The sequence below is a fragment of the Sorangium sp. So ce117 genome, from assembly GCF_051524395.1.
Taxonomy (GTDB): domain Bacteria; phylum Myxococcota_A; class Polyangia; order Polyangiales; family Polyangiaceae; genus Sorangium; species Sorangium cellulosum_B.
In genome coordinates this window covers 2,567,402-2,588,642 of the sequence record NZ_CP150309.1, presented here as the reverse complement: position 1 = coordinate 2,588,642, position 21,241 = coordinate 2,567,402, and the positions used below count along the sequence as shown (strand labels likewise).

Below are 21,241 nucleotides of genomic sequence, written 5' to 3'. Positions count from 1 at the left end.
CTCGACCTGGACGCGATTCGGGTTGGACGGAAGAACCCATCCCATCTCAATCACAGAGTATCATCTCGAAGTTCTGATTGAACTTCTTGAGGTTGGGCAGCGACTTCCCCTGCCACGGGATGGACTTCGACCCGCGGACGATGAGCTGGAGCTCGCCCTTCTTCCTGGTGGCGATCGCGAACTTGTAGAGGACGTTGATCCCGGAGCTGTTCAGGAAGTTCAGCGCCCTGACGTCGAGTGTGATGGTGGGAGGGTTCGTGGCCAGGACCTTGTCGAGCAGCTCCTCGATGGGGGCGTACTCGGTGGTGCCGCCAAGACGAAGGATTCCTTCCAGGTACACCACCACCTCAGAGGGATCGTACCAAACCCGGTAGTTACCACCTTTGATTTCCATTCTCGACCTTTCATTCAAAATAGGAATCCTGGCCATCGTCTTGATGCTGAAGCTGTTGACCGAGATCGGGTCTAGCTTCCAGCCAAGACTGACACCGTAATCATTCATGATGATGAGATACCCGAGCCCCGACCCGGCGTTCTCCGCGTCTTCGGCGTTCGCCTCCGCCTGCCGACGCAGGAGCTCCCCAGGGTCCTCCTGTGTGAGCTCTAGGAGCTTCTCACGAAGCGAGGGGACGGCGGCGTTCGTGATCTGGTTGCTGACGAGGCACACCAGGTCCTCACGCCCGATACCCACGGTCACGGTGATGTCACCGTGCTGATTGAACTTGACGGCGTTCTCAACCAGTTCGTTCAGAACGTACCCGATGGCGCCTGAGACCTCGTCTCGGCTGATGAGCCTGTCCTCGCCGTCGATCTCCGGAAAGAGCTCGCCGAAGTACTCGGCCATGAAATTGGCCGTCAGGTTACAAAGGCTCCATCTCACCGCGAACGAGTCGGGGTACAACGTCAGCGACATGTGTTCGCTGAACGAATCGTCTAAAGAGTAGACGCCGATGATTTCGCTCATGGTAATGCCCAGTCTCCCCCTTGCTCATACCCTCTTAATGACAAGTACAGTGATGTCATCATGGATTTTGTTGTAGCCTACGTGCGCCAAGACGTCCTCGATGATAGCGTCCTTGATCTCCCGCGAGGTTCTTTGGTGGTTTCGCGAGATCACCTGACACAGACGGTCGATTCCGTACTGTTCCTCTGAAGAGTCCTCCGCCTCGGTGATGCCGTCGCTGAAGAGCGTCACGACGTCCCCGGCCTCCAGCTTCACCTCGATGCTACCGATGAAATCGCTGATATCCAGGTCGATGCCAATCGGCAACCCGAGCCCCATGGTCTCGACACGATCGAGGGTCCCGTCCTTCCTGACGATGATCAGGTCCTCGTGCTGGCCGGTGAGCTGGAGCTCGCCGTCGCTGTAGTCGAGCAGGGTCAAGGACAGGTTCTTGTCCGACCGGATGCGCTGGATGTTCTGGTAGATGACCTTGTTGACGATGCTCAGGAACTTCTTCGGATCCCGCTCGTTGGCCGCCAGCAGCGTCCGGACGGCCGTCTGGACCATGAGCATCAGCACGCCGCTCTCCAGCCCGTGGCCGGTGACGTCGCCGATCCCGATCTTGACGAGCCCGTCGCTCCGGAGCACGTCGTAGTAGTCCCCGCCGACCTCGTCGGCAGGGGCCATGTAGCCCGAGATGTCGAGGCCCGGGATCTCCTGGAGCTCGCTCGGCGCAGGGAGCACCATGAGCTGGAGCTGCCGCGCGACGTTCAGCTCGGCGCCGAGCCGGATGTTCTCCTGCGCGAGCTTCGCGTTCAGCTCGCTGATCTCCTCGTTCGCCTTCTCGAGCGCCCGCGTCCGCTCGCCGACGAGCTCTTCGAGGTTGTTCGTGTAGGCCTCGATCTCGCTCGCCATGTCGTTGAACGCGACGCCGAGCTGCCCGATCTCGTCCGCGGAGTTCACGTCGATGCGAACGCCGTAGTCGCCCTCCCGCATCCGCGTCGCGCCGGTCGAGAGCGCGACGAGAGCGCCCGTCATCTTGCGGGAGACGAGGTATACGCCGAGCATCAGCGCGAGGAACGAGGCTATCGTGACGAGGATCTGCTTCGTGACGATGCTGGTCCGGCTCTCCTCGATGGCACGCTGCGATGCGAGGAGCGACGCGTAGAGCTCCTTCTTCGGCACGACGAACCCGAGCGTCCACTGCTGCGACTCGATCCGCGCGCCTGGACCAGCCCAGCTGTTCACGGGAGCGAGCCGCTGGAGAGCGATGATGTACGCCTCTCCGGCGATCATCCGCTCATGGTAATCTACGTTATCGTCGCTGGGCAGCGCGATCATCGCAACTGCGGGGTCACGGCTGTCCTTGAGCCGACGCTGGAGGACACCCACCCCCTCGCTCTGCCCCGCGCCGCCTTCGGCCCGGAGGCGCAGCGTCGTGGCGCCAAGGTCGTTCACGGCGAGCACGTTGCCGTCCGCCTGGGTCAGGAAGGCGAAGCCGGCGTTCGCCAGGCGGACGTCCTTGATCGACGCGACGAGCTGCGCGAGGGTCAGGTCCAGCCCGAGCGCGCCCGCGAACTTGTCGCGCCCCTTGCTCCAAATTGGATGGAACGCGGTCATGATCATGCCGCCGCCCCCAGCGTCGTCGTAGGGCGCCGTGACCGTCGTCTGAACGGGACGGCTCTCCAGCCCCCCAGGCTCCTTCAGCCACTCGCTCCAGCTCTCGACGAGGCCGGGATAGAAGAAGTCGTACCACCGCTTCTCGTTGTGCCCCGGATAGAGCTTATCGAACGTGCCCCCCATGTCGAGGTAGGGCGCCACCCGGACGAACGGCTGCTCCGCGCTGTCGGCGTAATAGACCTGGAGCTTATCAGCCCCGTACTTCTGGAACGACGGAAGGATGAGGTCGAGCAGCGCGGTCCTGTCCACCGCTCGCTGCACGTCAGGCAGAATCTGGCCGTCCTTGCCGAGGTAGCCCCAGACGCCGAGGACGGTCGGCTCGTCCGGGCCGTTCTGCCACCAGTTGCTCTTCGAGTTGTAGACGAGCTTGTCGCGGAAGAAATCCGTGCTGGCGACCTTCTTGTGCAGCTCGTCGAGCTGGTCGCCTTGGTCCACCATCGTCTGCATGATGGCGGCCAGCATCCTGAGATCGGCATAGGCGTGGCCCAGCTTCAGGTTGACCTGCTGCGCCGTGTCGCCGAGGTGGTTCGTCAGGTACTCGCGGTTCGCCTCGTTCAGCCCACCTTCTATCTCGCGGGCGGACTTCTGACTGAGCTCATGCAGACCTTGCCGAGCTACGAGGACGTTCAGGAGGGCACCGAGCAGCACGCTGAACCCGGTGACCAGCATGAACTTCGTATTGAATTTTCTGAGTCCAAAGAAGAAGCCGCGCCGCCGAGGCTCCCTCCGTGTCTCATCAGCAGGCGAGGTCACGTATGAGTATCTCCCACTGAAACGAGCACAGTTCGCACGAAACGTCCTACATCATCTTCACTGGCTTGCGCCCTGAACCCGCGTAGATGGGCCACGACGCCAGTCCTTTCGGATTGGTGATGGTCGCCATGTGGACCTTGAGGCCGGCCGAGATCTCCTGGTGAAACTCCGGAAGGGTGCCCGCCGTGGCCGCCATCTGGCTCGTCCCGTTGATCCAGCTCTCCACGACCCGGGCAAAGTCGTAGCAGTCCGTGTTCATGTTGGTGATGTCGATGAGGTTGATCTTGAGGTCTTCGAGGCCGGCGTCCGTCAGCACCTGCCGCGTCTTCATCCCTATATCGAGATCCATGCCGACCATCTTGCCGAGCTCGAGGATGCGCTGGTAGGTCGCGCGGATGAGCTCGTGGTCGGGCCACCCGTAGTTGCACGACATCATCTCGTTCGTGATGTAAATGCGTCCACCCGGCTTGCAGATGCGATAGAGCTCCTGCATGATCATCTCGGGCTGGTGAAAGACCTGGAGCGCGAGGCGGCATGCCACGAAATCGAACGAGTTGTCCGGCAGGAGGAGAGTCGCGGCATCGCCGTACTGGTACTCCACGTCCTCCATCGCGAGCCGCTTCGCCATCTCCTGCGCATAGCGGAGCGACGGGCGGGAGTGATCGACGCCGACCAAGTACTCGGGCTTGAAGTCCTTCTGGAGCATCACCGCGAAGTACCCGAGCCCGCAGGCGATGTCCGCGATCCTCATCCCCGGCATGAGCCCGTGGTGCGGCAGTATCTTGCGCTCGTGCTCCCAGATGATCCGCTCCTGCAGCCGGAGCACGTCGATGAACTCGGCGTCCTCCAGCATCCGCTGGATCGGATAGAACGCCATGTCGTAGATCTCGACAGAGACGTTGGTATAGATCTCCGCGATCACCTGAAATTTGCGGATAGCCCAGGGGATGACGCTCGAAATAATGAGCTTAATCTTGAGGTTAGGACGCGCCTCGACCGCCCAGCGAACGAACCTGTTGATCTCGAGGAACGCGACGTTGTTCATGTACTTGAGACGCTTGAAGTCCAAGCACAACTCGCCCCTCGCGCTCTTCGCCGCCGTCTCCAGCGTACCGCGGATGGCCCTCATCTGATCGGCGCCAAAAGGCCGCAACATGCCGGACAGCGCGACCTCCTGATCCGTCTGGTCGACGCGCATGCTGAACGTGACCTGCGAGCGCCACGACGGGAGGCCGCTCGAGGAGGAAGGCGGCACGACGGATTCGCGACCGATCGAAGCAGTCATAATTCGTCTACCTCAGTGAACGGGAACTGAATGGCCAGCAGAAGCTGGCCCCCGCCAGCGGGTTCGGTGATGCTGAGTTTGGAGCCGTACACGACCGCGAGCTCCAGCAGCCCGAGCGCCTGCGCGTCATCGTCCGGGACGTCGTTCTCGAGCTGCTCTCGATACCAGGACATCGGGTCGGGCTGATTGACCAGCTGGACTGCGTGATTATAAAATTTCGCGCTCTGTTCGTTGACCGGAACCTCGGCCTCGACGAAGATATGACTCTGACTCTTCCGGAACCGAATCTGTATCTCGCCGCATGGCCCGTGATTTCGAAAGACGGCTTCGAGCAGCTCGTTAAAGAACGTCGACAACAAGGTTGCATGACGCTCGGGGTCGTCCTCGTTGGCACTGGCATATCGCGCGAGAAAATTGGCCAGCTGATGACAGTGGTTCCAACGTTTGCTGAAACCACCCACGGAGAAGTTCGCGGAGATGATCATACCGTCCACCAAAGGAGCCGGCGGCGGTCTCAACGTCGGGGCTATGTCGGCCTGCTTGGAAACGGACATCAAAGCCTCGGGGGTTGGTTGACGAGTGAGGCACGAACGAGGTTACCCGGGTTCGGGGTGCCCCGTCGAGTGCATCGCGAGGTTTCCAGCGAGCCCCATCGGGATTTCAGACGCCAGAAACGTCAGCGCCCGCCCGACAGGTTGCACCAGGCATGCCATCACGTCGCAACATTTTTGTAATACGAATTGCGTTTTCGGATCTACACTGACCTTACGGTCAGGTAAATCAATGTAGGACAGCCTCCAGCAGCCTGCGGCTCAGCTCGATCGTTTCGCACTTATCCGGGTGAAATGAGCCCTGCCTCTATCCGGACGCGACGTCACGGAGTCACCGCGGCCGCCAGCCATTTTGTCCACAGAGCACCCGCTGCGGAGGCGTTTGATTGTAATTCGAACCACATATACACCCCGCTCGTCTTGACCGAGCGCACAGTGGTTGACCATCAGAGCATCTGGAGCTGCAGAAGAGAGGTAATCGAACGTGCATCGCTTCTGTCAACCCTTTCCTGCGCGAGGCGAAGGCGCGCTCAGGCATCGTTTGGTCCCGAGAGTCGCCACGGGAGTGCAAGGAGATCCGTGCGCCCACCTACCGGCTAGCCCATCGCGCGCCGGACCCGAGTCCGCCTCTCGCACGCGGATTCGGTATGCGGCCCATCGCGCGGAAGTCGGCGTCTCTGGGCTGCGCCGCGATGAATGAGCGCCCGCGGCCGGCGTCGGGTGTGTCTCGCGTCCGGGATCGCTTCACGACATCGATGGTCCTGCAGCGCCCGCTCCTGCTGCCGGGCGCCGCTCGGCCAAGGAGCGCCCTCGCCTTCGGCGCGGGCGGCTAGGCGGCGCGCGGGGTCGGACACGGCAACGATTAAGCTTGACAATCAACGACGCAGGCCACGGCTGTTCACCGTCGCGCTGTCCAGCCCGGCAGCGCGCCGCCTCCCGAGCGCAGCGCGCAGCTCACGCCGCGCAGCGCCGCTGTGGCGCACGCGACCGGCGCCTCGGCGTCACCGCGGCGGAGCGCCGCGTCGCTCGATGGCGTCGAGCTCGTCCATCACCGCCTTCACGCGCGGATCCGTGGGATCGACGGCGCGCGCCTTCTCGTACGCTGCGCGCGCGTCCTTCAGCTGGCCCGACTGCGCAAGGGCGTTGCCCAGGTTGATCCAGGCGCTCCCGAGCTTGTCGTCGAGCTTGAGCGCCTCGCGGTAGAGCGCGGTCGCCTTCTGCAGGTCGCCACGGAGATGGTGCGCATACCCGAGGTTCGATCGGTAGGTGGCGCGCGCCGGGTCGCGCGCGACAGCCGCCTCGAGGTGCGGAACGGCGCGCGCTGGATCGTTCGCGGCGAGGAGCGCCGTCCCGAGGTCGTTCTGCAGGCGCGCGTCCGCCGGCGAGAGCCTCGCGGCGCGCTCGTAAGCGCGGATCGCGTCGGCCGTCCTCCCCGCGGCCAGGAGCGCTGTCCCGAGGTTCGCCTGCCGCTCCGCGTCCCCGGGTGCGAGCTCTGCGGCACGCGTCAGCTCGCGGACAGCGTCTTGCAGGTTGCCGAGCGCGAGGTGCGCGACGCCGAGCGCGGAGTGCGCCTCGGCGTCGCTCGGGGCGAGCTCCGCGGCACGTGTCAGCTCACCGAGCGCGGCGTCGGCCCGGCCGAGGACGAGGAGTGTGCGGCCGAGCTCGAGGTGCGCGAGCGCGTGGTCAGGCTCGAGCGTCACCGCGCGCTTCAGCTCCGGGAGCGCGGCGAGCAGCGTCCTGTCCCCCGGCGCCCCGTTGTAGTCGGTGGACACGCCTGCCCTGGCGATCGCCGCGCGCTGGGCGCCGACGATCGCCGCAGCGTCCTTCTTGTCGAGCTGCGCGGCCGCGCGATAGGCCCTCTCGGCAGCGGCGAAATCGCCGCTCGCATAGGCGGCGTCGCCCTCTTCGAGCTTCCTGTCCGCCGGCGTGCCGGTGCCGCGCGCGACGCGCGGAGGAGGGCTCGCCGCCGCTGCCTCGCTGGTGGACGGCGCGTCGAACGGGACGCCGGAGCCGACCGGCGGGCCCGCCGCGCCCGGGGCAGCGCCGCTCCCCGGAGGCGGCGCGGGCGCGGCGTTCGCCGTCGGATCGAGCCGGGCAGTCGGCGCAGGGGCCTCCGCCGAGGGTCGCGGCGCCGGCGAGCGCGACGCTGGCGCCGCCGGGGCGCAGCCGGCGAGCACGAGCAGGACGCCGAGCCGGCGGATCGCTCCGCAGGCGCTCACAGCTTGTACGGGGTCATCGCGTGCTCCTTGCCGTCGTACCGGAGCAGCACAGGCTTGTTATCCATCTTCGTCGCCACGCCGACCGGCCGCTTCCAGCACCGGACGAGCGCCACGAGCGTCTCCCGCGCGTAGTCGGCGCGCAGGTCGAAGCCGCCGTGCACGTGCTCGAGCAGGAGCTCTCCCCGGTTGCCGTAGTTGGCGTCGACGACACGGATGTACGGGTCGCCGAAGTTCGTCAGCTGGAAGAGGAGCTTCTCCTTCACCTCCTTGAACTCGCGGCTCTCGATCTCGAACCTGTCGTTCCGCCCCGAGAAGCCGAACGTGTACATCTTCTGCTCGATCACGAACTCCGGCGTCAGGAACTCGTCGATGAAGGTCACGTCGTTGTAGAGCGCGCGCACCTGGAAGATCTTCTCGCGGCCGAGGCCGAGCCGCATGTCCCAGGTGCGCTTCGCGTCGAGGTCCGCGCACTCCTCCCACTCGCGGCCGAAGCGGCCCTTGTTCCATCGCTCCTCGATGTAGCGATAGAGCTCCACGCCGACCTTGTAGGGGTTGAAGCGCCCCGGCGCCGTCGCCATGACACCGGCGTTGTTCTCGGCGTAGTCGATGATCTCCGACGCATCGAGGACCTTCTCGGTCATCATCTTCGAGTGCCAGTACGAGGCCCACCCCTCGTTCATGATCTTCGTCTGGCGCTGGGGGACGAAGTAGTAGGTCTCCTCGCGGATGATCTCAAGCACGTCGCGCTCCCACCGATCGAGCGGCGCGTGGTCGAGCAGGAACTTGAGCACGTCGCGCTCCGGGCGCTCCGGCACCTTGCGCTCCGGCTTCCTCTGGTCCTGCCGCTTCTTCCGCTGCGCCGCGAGGATCTCCTCCGGGTTGATGAAGGAGTCCATGTACTCCTTGGCCCGGAGCTTGTAGGTGTCCATCGGCTCCTCCGTGGGCTCCTCGTCCTCCTTGGCCACAGGACGGCCGGAGAAGGGGGCCCACGGGTCAATCAGGTTCTCGAGCGAGAGGCAGTGGTCGACGAACGCCTCGACCTTGTTGATGCCGTAGCGCTCGATGTGGCGCGACACGCGCGCGCCGTGGTTCGCCATCTTGTCGATCCACTTGCGGTCCGGATCGTAGGCGTCGCTCTTCCGCACCGGGTCGAGGATCGGGCCGCGATGGTCGAGATCGGTGGACCGGAAGCAGAAGTTGTTCTTGAAGAAGTCGACGTGCGCGTACACGTGCGCCATGACGAGCTTCTGGTCGGTGAGCGAGTTGCCCTCGAGGAGGTAGGCGTACGAAGGGTTGTTGTTGATGACCATCTCGTAGATCTTCGAGAGGCCATACTCGTAGCTCTTCGAGAGCTGCTCGTACTCCATGCCGAACCGCCAGTGCGGGTAGCGGCTCGGGAAGCCGCCGTACGCGGCGATCTCGTTCATCTGGTCGTACGTCAGCATCTCGAAGATGACGGGGAAGAAGTCGAGCCCGTAGTCCCGGGCGATCTTCTCGATGCGCTCCTTCTCGGTGCGCAGGTAGCGGGGAAGCGCGGTGTTCAGGGCGAACTTGCTCATACCGCTCTACTTCCCCTTCCCCAGGAAATCCTTGATGCTGCCCACGATGGCGTCCTTGTCCCTGATCTCGCTCACCACCACCCGATCGTCCTGCGAGAAGTGCTCTTTCAGATCCTTGATGAACTGACCCGAGCCGTACGGGCTCTCGACCTGCCCGTAGGCGAACATGTTGACCCGCGGCAGGATCTGGGTCTTGAGCACGTCCACGCAGGAGAGCGTGTCGTCCATCGACCAGTTGTCGCCGTCGGAGAAGTGGAACGGATAGATGTTCCACTCGTCCGGCGGGTAGTCGTTGTCGATGATCTGCGAGCACAGCTTGTAGGCGCTCGAGATCATCGTGCCGCCGGACTCGCGCGTGTGGAAGAACGTGTCCCGGTCGACCTCGCGGGCGATCGCGTCGTGGATGATGAAGCGCGACTCGAGGCCCTTGTACTGGCGGGTCAGCCACGCATCGAGCCAGAACGACTCGATGCGCACGATCTCCTTCTGCTCGTCGCCCATCGACCCGGAGACGTCCATCATGTAGATGATGACCGCGTTCGCGACGGGCTCGGTGATCGTCTTCCACGAGCGGTACCGCTTGTCGTCCGGGACGGGGACGACGACGGGCGCCGCCGGGCGGAACGTCCCGCTCGCGATCATCCGCTTCAGCGCCTCGCGATACGTCCGCTTGAAGTGGCGCAGCGACTCGGGGCCCACCCGGCGGATGCCGGAGTAACGATCGTGGGCGTTCGAGATCTTGCTCTTGCCCTTGTCCTGGATGTCGGGCAGCTCGAGCTCCTCGCCGAGGATGCCGGCGAGCTCCTCGAGCGTGACGTCGACCTCGAGGAGGTGGTCCCCCTCGCCGCTGCCCGCCTGCCCCTGGCCGGGCTGCTTGTCGTCCGAGCCCCCCACGGGATCGCCGGGGTTGCCGTCGCCCTGCCCCACGCCGCCGCGTTGCTTGTCGCCGAAGCGGAAGCGCGGGATGTCGATCTGAGGGATGGGAATCGAGACGAGGTCCTTCCCCTTTCGTCCGATGAGCTCGCCCTGCGAGATGTACTTGCGCAGGTTCTCGCGGATGCGGCCGCGAACGATCTGACGGAAGCGCCCGTGATCCTGGTCGATCTTCAACGACACGCTCGCGAGTGTAGCATCGGAAGCCGCCTCGGGTCCGCACGTTCGGCGGGCCGCCGAGGTCTCCCGCCCCGGCGGCGCCGCTTCCCCGCTTCCGTTCGACATCTCCATCTCCACTTCCCCACGTCCCCGCCGTTGCCCCACCGCCACGCCCGCCCGTCGTGAACTGCCCCCGTGTTAGCCTCCGCGCCGTGCTTTTCCGAGCGCGCTGCCTCCTCGTGTTTCTCGTGCTCGTGGTCCTCGCGGCGCTGGCCCTCGGGTGCGGCTCCCGAGAGCAGCTCGTCGGGCTGCCCGATCTCGCGGGCGCAGGGGGCGCCCCCGACGCGCCGCCCCCGGACCCGCCGGTGTGCCGGGAGGACGGGCTCCCCTGCCAGGGCGCGGCGGACTGTTGCAGCGCCGCGTGCGCGCAGGGGATCTGCGGGGGCGACAGCTGCGCGCGGGACGGCGCGCCGTGCGCCGCCCCGGGCGACTGCTGCGCAGGCCTGTGCGCCGGCGGGCTCTGCGGGCAGGGCTGCTCGGCCGACGGGGCGCCGTGCCAGAGCGCGGCGGAGTGCTGCGCCGGGGTCTGCATGGGCGGAGCCTGCGGGCGGGGCTGCTTCCGGGACGGCAGCGCGTGCGGGTCCGCGGGACAGTGCTGCTCGCTGAGCTGCGTGGAGGGCGCATGCCGCGCGCCGTGCATCCCGAACGGCGCGCGCTGCAGCGCGGGCGACGCGTGCTGCAGCGGCGCCTGCGTCGCGGGCGCCTGCGCCGAGGCGTGCGCGCCCGACGGCTCCATGTGCGGCCAGAGCGCGGACTGCTGCACCGGGCGCTGCAACGCGGGCATCTGCGGCGGGTGCAGCTCGGACGGGGTCGCGTGCGGCTCGGCCGATCCGTGCTGCTCCGGCGTCTGCGCGCAGGGCGTGTGCGGGGGCGCGGCGTGCTCGCACGCGCCCTGCGAGATCGGCGCGCCGCTCGCCGCGGACTGCGGCGGGTGCGCGGCGGAGCTCTGCCGGTTCGACCCGTTCTGCTGCACCACCAGCTGGGACGAGATCTGCGTCGGCGAGGTCCCCAGGCTCTGCGGGCTGGTCTGCGTCGAGTGCGCCGCAGACGGCAGCCGCTGCGCGTCCGGCGAGGCGTGCTGCAGCGGCGCGTGCGAGGACGGCGTCTGCCGGCCCCCGTGCGCGCGCGACGGCCAGCCGTGCGCGGACTCCGGCGAGTGCTGCAACGGCAGCTGCCAGAACGGCCTCTGCGGCGGCCCCGCTTGCCCGTCGGACGGGACGGGCTGCGGAGGATGCGTGGCCGAGCGCTGCTGCGCGCAGCTGAGCGAGTGCCTGCTCAGCCCCACCTGCGCGGACGACGTCGCGTGCTTCTTCGGCTGCCTCGACGAGGGTAGCGGCCCCGCCGTCTGCGGGTTCCAGTGCATCCACAGCCCGGAGACGTTGCAGCTGCTGCGCTGCGTGGGCAGGAGCTGCGGCGGCGGCACCTGCTTCTGACGCGCGGCGCGGAGCGCGATGGCGCGCGAGGGGAGCGGGTCTCGCGCGGGCGTGGGGCTCGCCGCGCCCGCGGCTCCACCGCGCGGGTCTCGGGCGCGGATTTGCCGAGCGCCTGACGCGCAATAGGCGCTTCCGCCGGGGTTGGCTACAGCGGATCCTGATTTCGATTCCGGTGCTTCCCGCCGACTTTCCGACCGGGAAAGAGGGAAGGCTGTGGCACCATGAGTCCACGAGCGAGCTCATGTCGAGAGAGCTCGGGGGGAGGGCTCAATGCCGAGAGGCGAGACATCGAAGGATACGTCCAAGCAGAGGAAGCGGGTTCAGAGCGGCGAGCGCGAGCAAGCTGCGCCCGCGATATCCCAGGGCGAGGCGGGTCGGAAGGCTCCGCGCAGGCGGACGAAGTCCGCTGCCGGCGCACGGATGGCCGCTGTGTCGACCCGGCGGGTGACCCGGGCGAAGAAGGGAGCGAGCAAGGCAGGAGCGAGCGCCGCGGCGCGGCCGGGCACGGCGCGGAGCACCGCGGCGGCGGAGAAGAAGAAGACCAGCAGCGCGCCGAGGAAGGCGACCGCCGGGCAGACGAGCCGGCAGCAGAGCGGCGCGGCCAAGAGGGCGGCCACGACGAGGAAGCGGACCGCCACCGGTAGCGCGGCGGGGCGCGGCCGAAGCGCGGCCGGCGCGACGCCGGCCGGCGGGCGCAAGACGACGCGCGCGGCGGGCGCGACGCCGGCTGGCGGGCGCAAAACGACGCGCGCGGCGGGCGCGAAGCGCGCGGCGCCGCAGCGCGCAGCAGCGATGAGGAAGCCGTCGGCCAGCGCCCGCGTCGGGCGCGGAGCCGCGCGGCGAACGAAGGCGGCGCAGTCGGGCGCGCAGAGGGCGGGGCAGAAGCGCGCGACCGCCGGCAAGCGGTCGGCGGCCAGCTGAGCTGCAGCGTCGGGCGCGCCGCTCGCCGCGGAGCGCCCAGTCGCACCTTTCCCGTCACATCCCATCCCAAGCATCCCAAGAGGGCGCCGGCAGATCTCGGCCGTCGGGCCTCCGCGCGAGGCCCCCACCTCCGGGCGCAGCGGCACGCCAGCCACCTTCGCGGCCAACGTGAGGGGTTGGCGCGATCAGGGCGGTGACGGCAAGGGCTCGCCGACCATGAGGACCACCCAGGTGGCGGCCAGGAAGGGATACGGCGCCCCGCCGAGGCCTGGCATCGTCGACCGCGCGCGCCGCGCGCAGAGCGGGCAGCCCGCGTCGCCGCGCCGGCTGAACAGGTACCGGCGCGAGGACGGCGGCGGCGCAGGACAGACCTGAACTTCATCGCCCTCCATCACTCCGCGCATCCCCCCCATCTCGCCCTGCAGCGGAAGCGCCTCCGTGCGCCCGGTCTCCTGCGACGCCCCGCGCAACCGCGGAGCACGACCGCCCTCGCGAAGCCAACGCTCGATGGCCCGATATGCAGCCGCTGGCTTAGGGCGATGCTGGACCATCGTAGGAATGTCCCTTCTGCCGAGCCGAAGACCAGCGACCCAGGCTCCGGATGTAACCCCGCACTGCGGGCGAGATTCATCCTAGCAGGATCCCCGGACCATGCATGGATGACATTCCGTATCTGCGTGGTGCTTCCCACCGCGACAGCCTCTTGTCTCGGCTGTCGTCATGATTGTCGTCTTCGTACGTCTTCGTACGCCTCCGTCTGCTCAATCGATATCTCCGAGGCGCACGCGGAGCGCGGCGCGACGAAATGGCTGCGCAGCGCGGCAGCGTGTCCCGCCGCCGCGCGCAATGGAGCACAGATGCTCCCCGGCTCGTGGTCTCCCGCGATCAGGCGAGGCGGATAGCAACAGGATATCCCGGAGAGGAACGCAGGCGACCCCCGATGGCGCGCGGCGCTCGCCGGATCGAGCGGAGAGGACGCTCTCCGCCCATCATCAAGGATCGTTTGCGGGGCAGCTCGGGATGGAGACGACGTAGTTCAGGAGAATACCGACATGAGTCCTTCAGCCCCGGCGGCGCTCCGGGGCCGGCGCACGGGCGCCGGCGGCGCGGCGGACGCCAGGGACGCGAGGGAGGCAGGTCACTGCGGGATGGGGATCGGCGGCGGCTCGTCGTCGGGCACGATGCAGGACGACAGGTCGAACAGCATGAAGAGCAGCGCCTTCTCCTGAGCGCTCAGCTCCTCCGCGGAGCACCCCTCCGGGAAGGGCGGGCCCGTGAGGTCCGCCGCAGAGACATGGATGTCCGTGAACACGAGACGCCCGCACTGCTGATCTTCTGGGGCGTCGACGGGCGTGTTGAAGGTGAAGTACTGGACCCCGGCCGGCTCGGGCTCGTTGTAATAGATCCACCGGGTCGAGACGTCCTCGGTCACGTCGCTCACCGTATGCTGCGCGCCGTTGATCACGATCTCGCCGGGCACGTCCGACGCGCCGACATTGACGAGCCACTCCGCGAGGGCTTGCCCCTTCGGGAGCGTGGTGTCCACGAGCGCCGTGAGAGGGCTCTCCGGGTCCGTGACGTCGTTGTCCCAGACCGCCGTGTCCGGGAACGGCGCCGGCCCCCGCTTCAGCCAGACGTTGTGCCAGTGGGACGCGAACACGCGCCCGCCGAGCGAGGTATAGTCGAACATGGCCTGGCGCGCGGGCCCGGGTTTGTCTTCCACGTGCGGGTCGCCCTCGCAGGCGAGGATCACCATGTCGTACTGGCTCAGGGCGTCGACGGTCCCCCAGAGGCTCGTGGCCGGCGTGAACTCCGCGCCTTGATTCAGGCGATCCGCATAGCGCGTCGTCACCTCGTGATCGACGTCCCCGCGGCCGGCGAACAGGTTGATCCGCCCGGTCCCGGTCTCCGGCGTGAACTCGGTCTCATCAATCCCGAGTTTGTGCAGCAAGCACTCGAGCGGATCGGCGCCGCCCGTCGTGAGCGCGATCTTCGGGATGTGCCCCTCCGATTGGTTGCGCGGCAACCGGATGATCCCGGCGTCCGTCGCGGTGTCCTTGCATCGGTCGACCACGGGGAGCGTCATCTCGCGGCGCCATTTGCCCACCTGCACGACGAGCGGGATGTTCTCGCCGACCGGCACGTCCTCCAGGACGAACTTTCCTTCCGTATCGGTCAGCGCCGTCACGAGCGGTGAGCCGGAGAGCGTCGCGCTGCACTGATCGCAGGTCGCACCGTCGGGGATGGGTTCAAGCGGCGCATTGGGGACGTAGACGATCACGTTGTAGAGCGGCAGTTTGCCCGAGGGGTCGTACACGGTGCCGCTCACCGTGGTCTTCGCCCCGTTCTCGCATTCGACCTGCTGGCATTCGAGGCCCTCGCAGTCGCCTTCGCCTCCGACACCGCCCCCGCTGGCGATCGCCGGGAAGCCGCCGAAGCCACCGCCAATTCCACCGCCAATTCCACCGCCAATTCCACTCCCACCGCCAGGCCCCGCGCCGCCGGATGCTATAGGCGCCGTGCCCCCGGTATCTCCGCAGGAGCAGCCAGCCATGACGCCCGGTGCTACAGCGATCGCAGCCATCAAGACTCCCGCCTTGCCCGACCAAGTCACCATTTCGAGCCTCCCGGCGACGCGAGCAAAGGTGCTCTGCTGCCGCCCAGTCTCTATCGTATGCCAGACTGTAGAAATCGGGAAGTATGTCCAGCAAAGAGCAGGAATGGAGCGATGGGTTATTAGGGTGAGCCCTGATACCTCTGACTACCGCGTCCGCGAAGGACATGCGTGTCGCGCGGTCGGACGGCCTGGACAGCGGATCTCCGTGCGTCCGACATGGTGCGTGACGCAATGACAAGAAGGATTGACGGATCGATGATTCGTGACGAGCGCGTTGATCTTTCGCACCGCGCGCCGCGCGCCGCGCAATTGCTCCGCGAGCGAGGTCCCGCGACGAGCGCCGCTCGCGACTCCGGCTCGCCTGAGCCCGCTTCGGGCCCGTCCGGCGGATTACTGCGGATCGACGCGGGTCAGCCCGAACCAGAGCACGGCGTGCCACCGCTCGTGCCACTTCAGCAGCATCGGCCCGATCGCGAGCCCGGCCTCCACGGTCCGCAGCTCGTCCTTGACCGCGCTCACCGGCCAGGGATTGCCGAACGCCTTCTCGCCATACGTCAGCGCGAGCGTCGGCTTGCCGTCGAGCTCCGAAGGGATCAGCTGCGCCTTGAAGCGACAGATCCGGCTCCCGAAGACCACGTTCGTGCCGGAGTTGCCGCCATGGTCGAACTCGTTCCCTTTCCAGGGCATCCAGCGCGACGCGAGCGCCGTGATCAGCGGGCGCGTCGCCAGGTGGATCCCGGCCGTCGGCTGCAGGGCGAGCAGGCGCCCTCGCGGCAGATCGCCGAGCTCCGCCGGATCCGCTGGCTTCCCTGCCTCGTAGAACTGCCTCAGCGTACCCGGGTGCGCGCCGACGAGGCTATCGAGGGAGGTCGTCCCGGTGACATGACGGTGCCCGACGGACGGGCGTGCGCTCTGCTCGCTCTGGGTGGTCATCGGAACGCCTGGCATTCCACCGCGTCCGACAAGGGTCAACGGCAACCGTCAGCGCTCGTCTTCGCGCGGTTCCCCCGCGCTCGCCGTGCTCGCCCCTCGCGCCTCGCTCGCCTCACCGAGAGACGCCGCGCCGCCCGCGACGATGGCCTCGTACGCCCGGCGCACGCGCTCGGTGATCGCGCCGTAGCGCGCGAGCAGCTCGCGCGCGGCCTCGGCCGCGGTGCGGCCCCGGATGCCCGTCCGACGCGCGAGGGTCGGGACCCCGGGCGCGTCTTCCTCGAGGAGCTGCGAGGCGTCCGCGTGCACGATGCGGATCCGCTGCTCCAGCTTGCGCAGGAACGCGTGGCCGTCCCGGAACGTCTCGGCGTGCTCGGCCGAGAGGTGGCCGGCCGCGGCGAGCGCGTCGATCGCCGCGAGCGTCTCGGTGGTCCTGACGCGCGGATCGGCGCCGTGCCGGATCTGCAGGAGCTGCACCGAGAACTCGATGTCCGCTAGGCCGCCCCGCCCGAGCTTGAAGTCGCGGCGGCCGCGGCGCTCGTGCGAGAGCTCGCTCTCCATGCGCAGCCGGAGCCGGTGGATCTCCTCGGCGATCCGATCGAAGTCGTCCGCTTGGAGGTACGCGGCCTCGTGCACGATGGCGATCGCCTCCGCCCCGAGCTCGGGATCGCCGGCCGAGGCGCGCGCCCGGATGAGCGCGAGCCGCTCCCAGATCGCCGCGCGCATGTGCCGCGCGCCGGGCGACGACTCCGGCTCCGCGGGCGCCGGGGAGGCCGCGTCGGCGCGGCGGATGCCGTGGTAGCGAGCGAACGAGTCGATGGACGTGACGAGCAGCCCCTGGCTGCCCGACGGGCGCAGTCGCGTGTCGAGCTCGTAGCCTGGGCCCGCCGCGTGCGACATGGAGATGAGCCGGATGATCTGCCGCGCGCGCCGCGCGTAGTACGTGCCGGGGTCGGACGCGGCCCCCTGCTCGCCGGGCGGCGCGCACGCCGGGTCGAACAGGAAGAAGACGTCCAGATCCGAGCCGTAGCCGATCTCGCGGCCGCCGAGCTTGCCCATCGCGATCACGGCGAGCCCTCGCACGGGCTCGCCCGGCGGCGTCCCCAGCGCGAAGCGCGTCGCGGCCTCGAGCGACGCGTCGGCTAGATCCGAGAGCGCGAGCGTCGCCTCGCGCGTGCCGACCTCGCCGCTCAGGTCGGCGAGGCCGACCTCGATGGTGACGCGCGCCTTGGCGCGCCGGAGCGCCCCGATGAGCGCCTCCTCCGGATCCTCGTCCGGCGACGCCTCGCTGAGGCTGGCCTCGATCGTGTGTCGGATCAGCTCGGCGCTCGGCGCGCCGCGCGCGAACAGGACGGCGTCGACGAGCTCGGGGTACCTCACCATGGCGTCGCCGATGAACGCGCTCGACCCGAGCGCCTCGACGAGCCTGCGGAGCGCGCGCGGCTCGTCGCCGAGCATGCGCGCGTAGACGGAGGAGTGCCTGATGCGGGAGAAGCACAGCCGGAGGAAGCGCGCGGCCTGCTCCGGATCGGCGGCGTCGACCACCGCGGCGAGCAGCGTCTCCGCGAGGGACGAGGACGCCTCGCGGCTGCGCGCCCCGAGCAGGCCGTCCGGGTGGCGGGACAGCTCGAAGAGATCGTCGGCGACGTCGCGGAAGCGCGCCGTCAGCGAGGCGTGCGGCTCCGGCGGCGCGGCGAGCTCGGGCGCGGCGCCGTCGGCGGCGGCCGCCGGCTCGCCGCCGAGGACGAGCACGGCGTGCTTCGCCAGCGCCTCGGCGAACGCGTCGCGATCGCCGTGGTCGAGCGCGGCCATCGCGTCGATCCACCGCGACGGCCGGGCGCTCCCCTTCGGCAGGAGCGACAGGAGCCGGGCCTTGATGCGCCCCCGGCGCTGCGCGGTGTCGGCCAGGAACGCCGCGGCGTCCTCGAAGCGCAGCGCCCGCGCGAGGCGCGCGATCTCCGCCTCGCTGTCGGGGAGGAGGTGCGTCTGCACGCCGGTCGCGGACTGCACCGCGTGCTCCGCGCGCCGGAGCGCGAGGTAGCCCTCCACGAGCTCCCGCCCCTCCCGGTCGGTCACGTACCCCAGGGTGCGCAGGCGCCGCAGGCCGTCGAGCATGCCCTGCGCGCGCGCGCGGGGCTCGCGCCCGCCCCAGATGAGCTGCAGGGCTTGCACGAAGAACTCTGCCTCGCGGATCCCTCCCGGGCCGAGCTTCAGGTCGCGCGACGCGTCGTGCGGGAGCTCCGCGCGAGCGCGATCGACGAGCTCGATCATGTCGACGGCGAGCTGCGGATCGACCTGGCGCCGCCACACGAACGGGCCGAGCACCTCGATCGCTTCGGCGCCAAAGTCGAGATCGCCGGCGATCTCGCGGGCGCGGAGCAGCGCGGCGCGCTCCCAGAGGCGGCCGAACGACTCGTAGTAGCGCTCGGCCGCGGCCAGGGAGTTGACGAGCGGACCGCTCCTGCCCTCCGGGCGGAGCCGGAGATCCACGCGCCAGACGAAGCCGTCCTCCGTGACCTCCTCGAGCGTCGACGTGAGGCGGCGCGCGACGCGGGCCCAGAAGTCGTGCAGGGTGACCGAGACGGCGCGATCGCCGGGCAGCCCCACGTGCCCGTCGTCCGTGTCGTAGAGGTAGATCAGATCCACGTCGGAGCCCGCGTTGAGCTCGTCGCCGCCGAGCTTCCCCATCCCGAGCACGACGAACTTCGAGCGCGCGCCCGTCGCGGTGCGCGGCTCTCCGAACCGCGCGGTCACGGCGGAGACGGCCTCGGCGAGCGCGACCTCGATCGTGGCCTCGGCGAGCGCGGTGAGCTCGCGCGCGGTGACGTCGATGTCCGCGCCGCCCGCCGACGGCGGGAGCAGCTCGCGCAGCGCGACGCGGATCCGCTCCTCGCGCGCCACGCGCCGGAGCTCCCGCCGGACGCGGTCCGTGTCCGAGACGTCGCCGACGCGGCTCCGGATCCGCGCCAGGTACGTGGCGCGATCGCGCGCCGTCTGGTGGCCTTCCGCCGCGAGCCGCTCCACGATGTCCGGATTCGCCTCGATGATCGCGCCGATCGCGGGGTAGGCGGCCGTCAGGAGCGCCGCGATCGCGAAGGCCATCGTCCCGGGACGAAGCCGAGACGACAGCCGCTCCGCGCGGTCCTTCACGCGTTGCTCATCGATCGCGCTCGCGATCTCCAGGAGCCTCGAGACCTGTTGCATGGCGGGAGGCTAGCAAGACCGTGGGGGCGTGAACGGCGGTTCCGCAGGGCCCGACCGCCGGTTTATCGCGACCTGGGCCCACCTCGCGCCTTGGCGGCGTCGCTCTCAGATCCTATGCTCGCCGGGTGCGATTGCTCTGCGTCTCGGATATTCACGGCCACGCCGACGCGCTCGCGGCGGTCCTGGCCACGGCCGAGCGCCGAGGGTACACCCAGCTCCTGGTCGCCGGAGATCTCTGCTTTCCCGGCCCGAAGCCGCTCGAGACGTGGCGCCGGCTCACCCAGGCCAAGGCGGTTTGCGTACAGGGCGTATCGGATCGCGCCCTGGCGACGCTGGACCTCGACAAGGTCAGGGCGCGGAGCGAGCACGAGCGAGCGCGGCTCGATCGCCTGTCCCAGACGCGCACCGAGCTCGGCGAGCTGATCCTTGCGCGGCTGGCGCGGCTCGCCCCGACGTACCGCCTGCCGCTCGAGGACGGCGGCGAGCTCGTCCTGGTCCACGGCTCCCCGGCGGATCCGCTCGAGCCGATCTCTCACGACATGACCGATGAGGAGGTGCTCTCCCTGCTCGGCGACGATCCGGCGGATGTCGTGATCTGTGGTGGCTCCCACGTCCCGTTCGATCGGATGGTGGGCGGCGTGCGCATCATCAACGTCGGCTCGGTGGGCGAAGCGCCGTGCTCGCTGCGGGGCGACGTGCGGGGCACCGTCGATCACCTGCGCGTCGGTGCGCGCGCGCCTGGCGAGCGTGGCGAGCTTGTGCGGAGCGGCGCCGTCTCCGGGTATGGCGCGGGGCACGCCGACGCGACGTTCGTCGAGCTCCGAGCGGGCGAGCTCTGGGTCGAGCAGCTCGTGGTGCCGCTCGGCAGGGCTGCGTGAGCGCGCAGGTGCGCGGAATCGCTCCGTCGGGAGCGGGCGCAAGGGGTGGGAAACGCTCGAAACGCTCGAAACGCTCGAAACGCTCGACGCTCCGTCACACACCCTACCCGACAGGGAACATCGCCTGTGCCATGCCCTCCCGCTTGAACCTATTTCAAGGATTTAGGATCATCCTCAGGGAGCATGGGCAGCTACCTCCCCGACGATGACTTCGAGGCCACGCGGGTGGCCAACGTTGGGGAACTCCACAAGGAGCTCCCGGCGCGTTCGCCGAAGGACCGCGCCTACCTCATCGTGCTCGCTGGCTCGAACGTCGGCGAGATGTACCGGGTCGAGGGCGCCGAGATCGTGATCGGCCGGGCATCCGGGGCGACCATCCGGCTGAACGACGACGGCATCTCGCGGCGCCACGCGCGCCTCCTCCAGATGGACAGCCAGGTGCTGATCGAGGATCTCAACAGCTCGAACGGGACGATGGTGAACGGCGAGCACATCACGCGCCTCGCCCTGCACGACGGCGACAAGATCCGCCTGGGCTCGACGACCATCCTCAAGTTCACCTACCACGACCACCTGGATGAGTCGTTTCAGCAGCAGATGTACGACGCCGCGCTGCGCGACGCCCTCACCAAGGCCTTCAACAAGAAGTACTTCCTCGATCGGCTCGAGACCGAGGTCTCCTATGCGCGGCGGCACGGCGCGCACCTGTCGCTGCTCATGTTCGACGTCGATCATTTCAAGAGGATCAACGACACCTTCGGGCACCTCGCCGGCGACTACGTGCTTGCGAGGATCGCCAAGATCGCGAGCCACACGGTGCGGACCGAGGACGTGTTCGCGCGCTACGGCGGTGAAGAGTTCGGCATCCTGTGCCGCGGCGTGGGGCTCGAGAACGCGGGCATCCTCGGCGAGCGGCTGCGCATCCTCATCGAGGGGTCGGTCTTCGAGCACGAGGGCGTTCGCATGCCGACGACGATCAGCGTCGGCGTCGCGGCGCACCCCGAGCTCGAGGTGCAGACCGGCATGGAGCTCATCGCGGCGGCCGATGAGGCGCTCTACGAGGCGAAGCGCACCGGCCGCAACCGCGTGCTCCTGAAGTTCGGCCCGAAGCCGTAG

15 protein-coding genes are annotated in these 21,241 nt (G+C 68.4%); 3 read left to right on the top strand and 12 right to left on the bottom strand.

From position 1 onward, the window contains the following. Nucleotides 1–46: 46 nt before the first annotated feature. The 7 genes from WMF46_RS09735 to WMF46_RS09705 form a co-directional block, all read right to left on the bottom strand. Complete coding sequence (locus tag WMF46_RS09735) at nucleotides 47–964, bottom strand: slr1658 superfamily regulator (protein WP_012234413.1); 918 nt, start codon at nucleotides 962–964, stop codon at nucleotides 47–49. Nucleotides 965–988: 24 nt separating this feature from the next. Further along, entirely contained in the window at nucleotides 989–3,292 is a 2,304-nt protein-coding gene (locus WMF46_RS09730; protein WP_437985355.1) for a SpoIIE family protein phosphatase, read from the bottom strand. Between the two features lie 130 nt (nucleotides 3,293–3,422). After that, nucleotides 3,423–4,631 (bottom strand): methyltransferase domain-containing protein, encoded by a 1,209-nt coding sequence (locus WMF46_RS09725; protein ID WP_437985354.1) that lies wholly within the window; start codon nucleotides 4,629–4,631, stop codon nucleotides 3,423–3,425. 26 nt (nucleotides 4,632–4,657) lie between these two features. Further along, nucleotides 4,658–5,215: a hypothetical protein gene (locus tag WMF46_RS09720; protein ID WP_437716667.1), complete on the bottom strand. Its 558-nt coding sequence runs from the start codon at nucleotides 5,213–5,215 to the stop codon at nucleotides 4,658–4,660. A 998-nt stretch (nucleotides 5,216–6,213) separates the two neighbouring features. Continuing rightward, a complete protein-coding gene (locus tag WMF46_RS09715; RefSeq protein WP_437985353.1) occupies nucleotides 6,214–7,431 on the bottom strand; it encodes a tetratricopeptide repeat protein in 1,218 nt (405 codons plus the stop codon). Continuing rightward, nucleotides 7,428–8,990 (bottom strand): SpoVR family protein, encoded by a 1,563-nt coding sequence (locus WMF46_RS09710; protein ID WP_437985352.1) that lies wholly within the window; start codon nucleotides 8,988–8,990, stop codon nucleotides 7,428–7,430. The genes WMF46_RS09715 and WMF46_RS09710 overlap by 4 nt, the downstream gene beginning before the upstream one ends. Nucleotides 8,991–8,996: 6 nt before the next feature. After that, nucleotides 8,997–10,106 (bottom strand): DUF444 family protein, encoded by a 1,110-nt coding sequence (locus WMF46_RS09705; RefSeq protein ID WP_437280781.1) that lies wholly within the window; start codon nucleotides 10,104–10,106, stop codon nucleotides 8,997–8,999. A 188-nt stretch (nucleotides 10,107–10,294) separates the two neighbouring features. Between WMF46_RS09705 and WMF46_RS09700 the strand changes: the two genes are divergently transcribed. Further along, nucleotides 10,295–11,575, top strand: coding sequence for a hypothetical protein (locus tag WMF46_RS09700; RefSeq protein WP_437985351.1), 1,281 nt, complete (start codon nucleotides 10,295–10,297; stop codon nucleotides 11,573–11,575). Nucleotides 11,576–11,895: 320 nt separating this feature from the next. Here the strand turns inward: WMF46_RS09700 and WMF46_RS09695 are convergent, their stop codons facing one another. From WMF46_RS09695 to glnE, 5 genes are all read right to left on the bottom strand, one after another. Further along, on the bottom strand, nucleotides 11,896–12,561 hold the full coding sequence (locus WMF46_RS09695; RefSeq protein WP_437985350.1) for a hypothetical protein: 666 nt from the start codon (nucleotides 12,559–12,561) through the stop codon (nucleotides 11,896–11,898). A gap of 120 nt (nucleotides 12,562–12,681) precedes the next feature. Continuing rightward, nucleotides 12,682–12,900, bottom strand: coding sequence for a hypothetical protein (locus WMF46_RS09690; protein ID WP_437985349.1), 219 nt, complete (start codon nucleotides 12,898–12,900; stop codon nucleotides 12,682–12,684). A gap of 734 nt (nucleotides 12,901–13,634) precedes the next feature. Then, a complete protein-coding gene (locus WMF46_RS09685) occupies nucleotides 13,635–14,825 on the bottom strand; it encodes a carboxypeptidase regulatory-like domain-containing protein (RefSeq protein WP_437985348.1) in 1,191 nt (396 codons plus the stop codon). Nucleotides 14,826–15,503: 678 nt separating this feature from the next. Then, nucleotides 15,504–16,046 (bottom strand): hypothetical protein, encoded by a 543-nt coding sequence (locus WMF46_RS09680; protein ID WP_437985347.1) that lies wholly within the window; start codon nucleotides 16,044–16,046, stop codon nucleotides 15,504–15,506. A gap of 48 nt (nucleotides 16,047–16,094) precedes the next feature. Continuing rightward, nucleotides 16,095–19,247 (bottom strand): bifunctional [glutamate--ammonia ligase]-adenylyl-L-tyrosine phosphorylase/[glutamate--ammonia-ligase] adenylyltransferase, encoded by a 3,153-nt coding sequence (gene glnE / locus WMF46_RS09675; protein ID WP_437985346.1) that lies wholly within the window; start codon nucleotides 19,245–19,247, stop codon nucleotides 16,095–16,097. Between the two features lie 125 nt (nucleotides 19,248–19,372). On the opposite strand from glnE, the gene WMF46_RS09670 reads away from it, so the two are divergent. Further along, entirely contained in the window at nucleotides 19,373–20,125 is a 753-nt protein-coding gene (locus WMF46_RS09670) for a metallophosphoesterase family protein (protein WP_437985345.1), read from the top strand. A gap of 183 nt (nucleotides 20,126–20,308) precedes the next feature. Continuing rightward, nucleotides 20,309–21,241, top strand: a complete 933-nt coding sequence (locus WMF46_RS09665) for a diguanylate cyclase (RefSeq protein WP_437985344.1) — start codon at nucleotides 20,309–20,311, stop codon at nucleotides 21,239–21,241.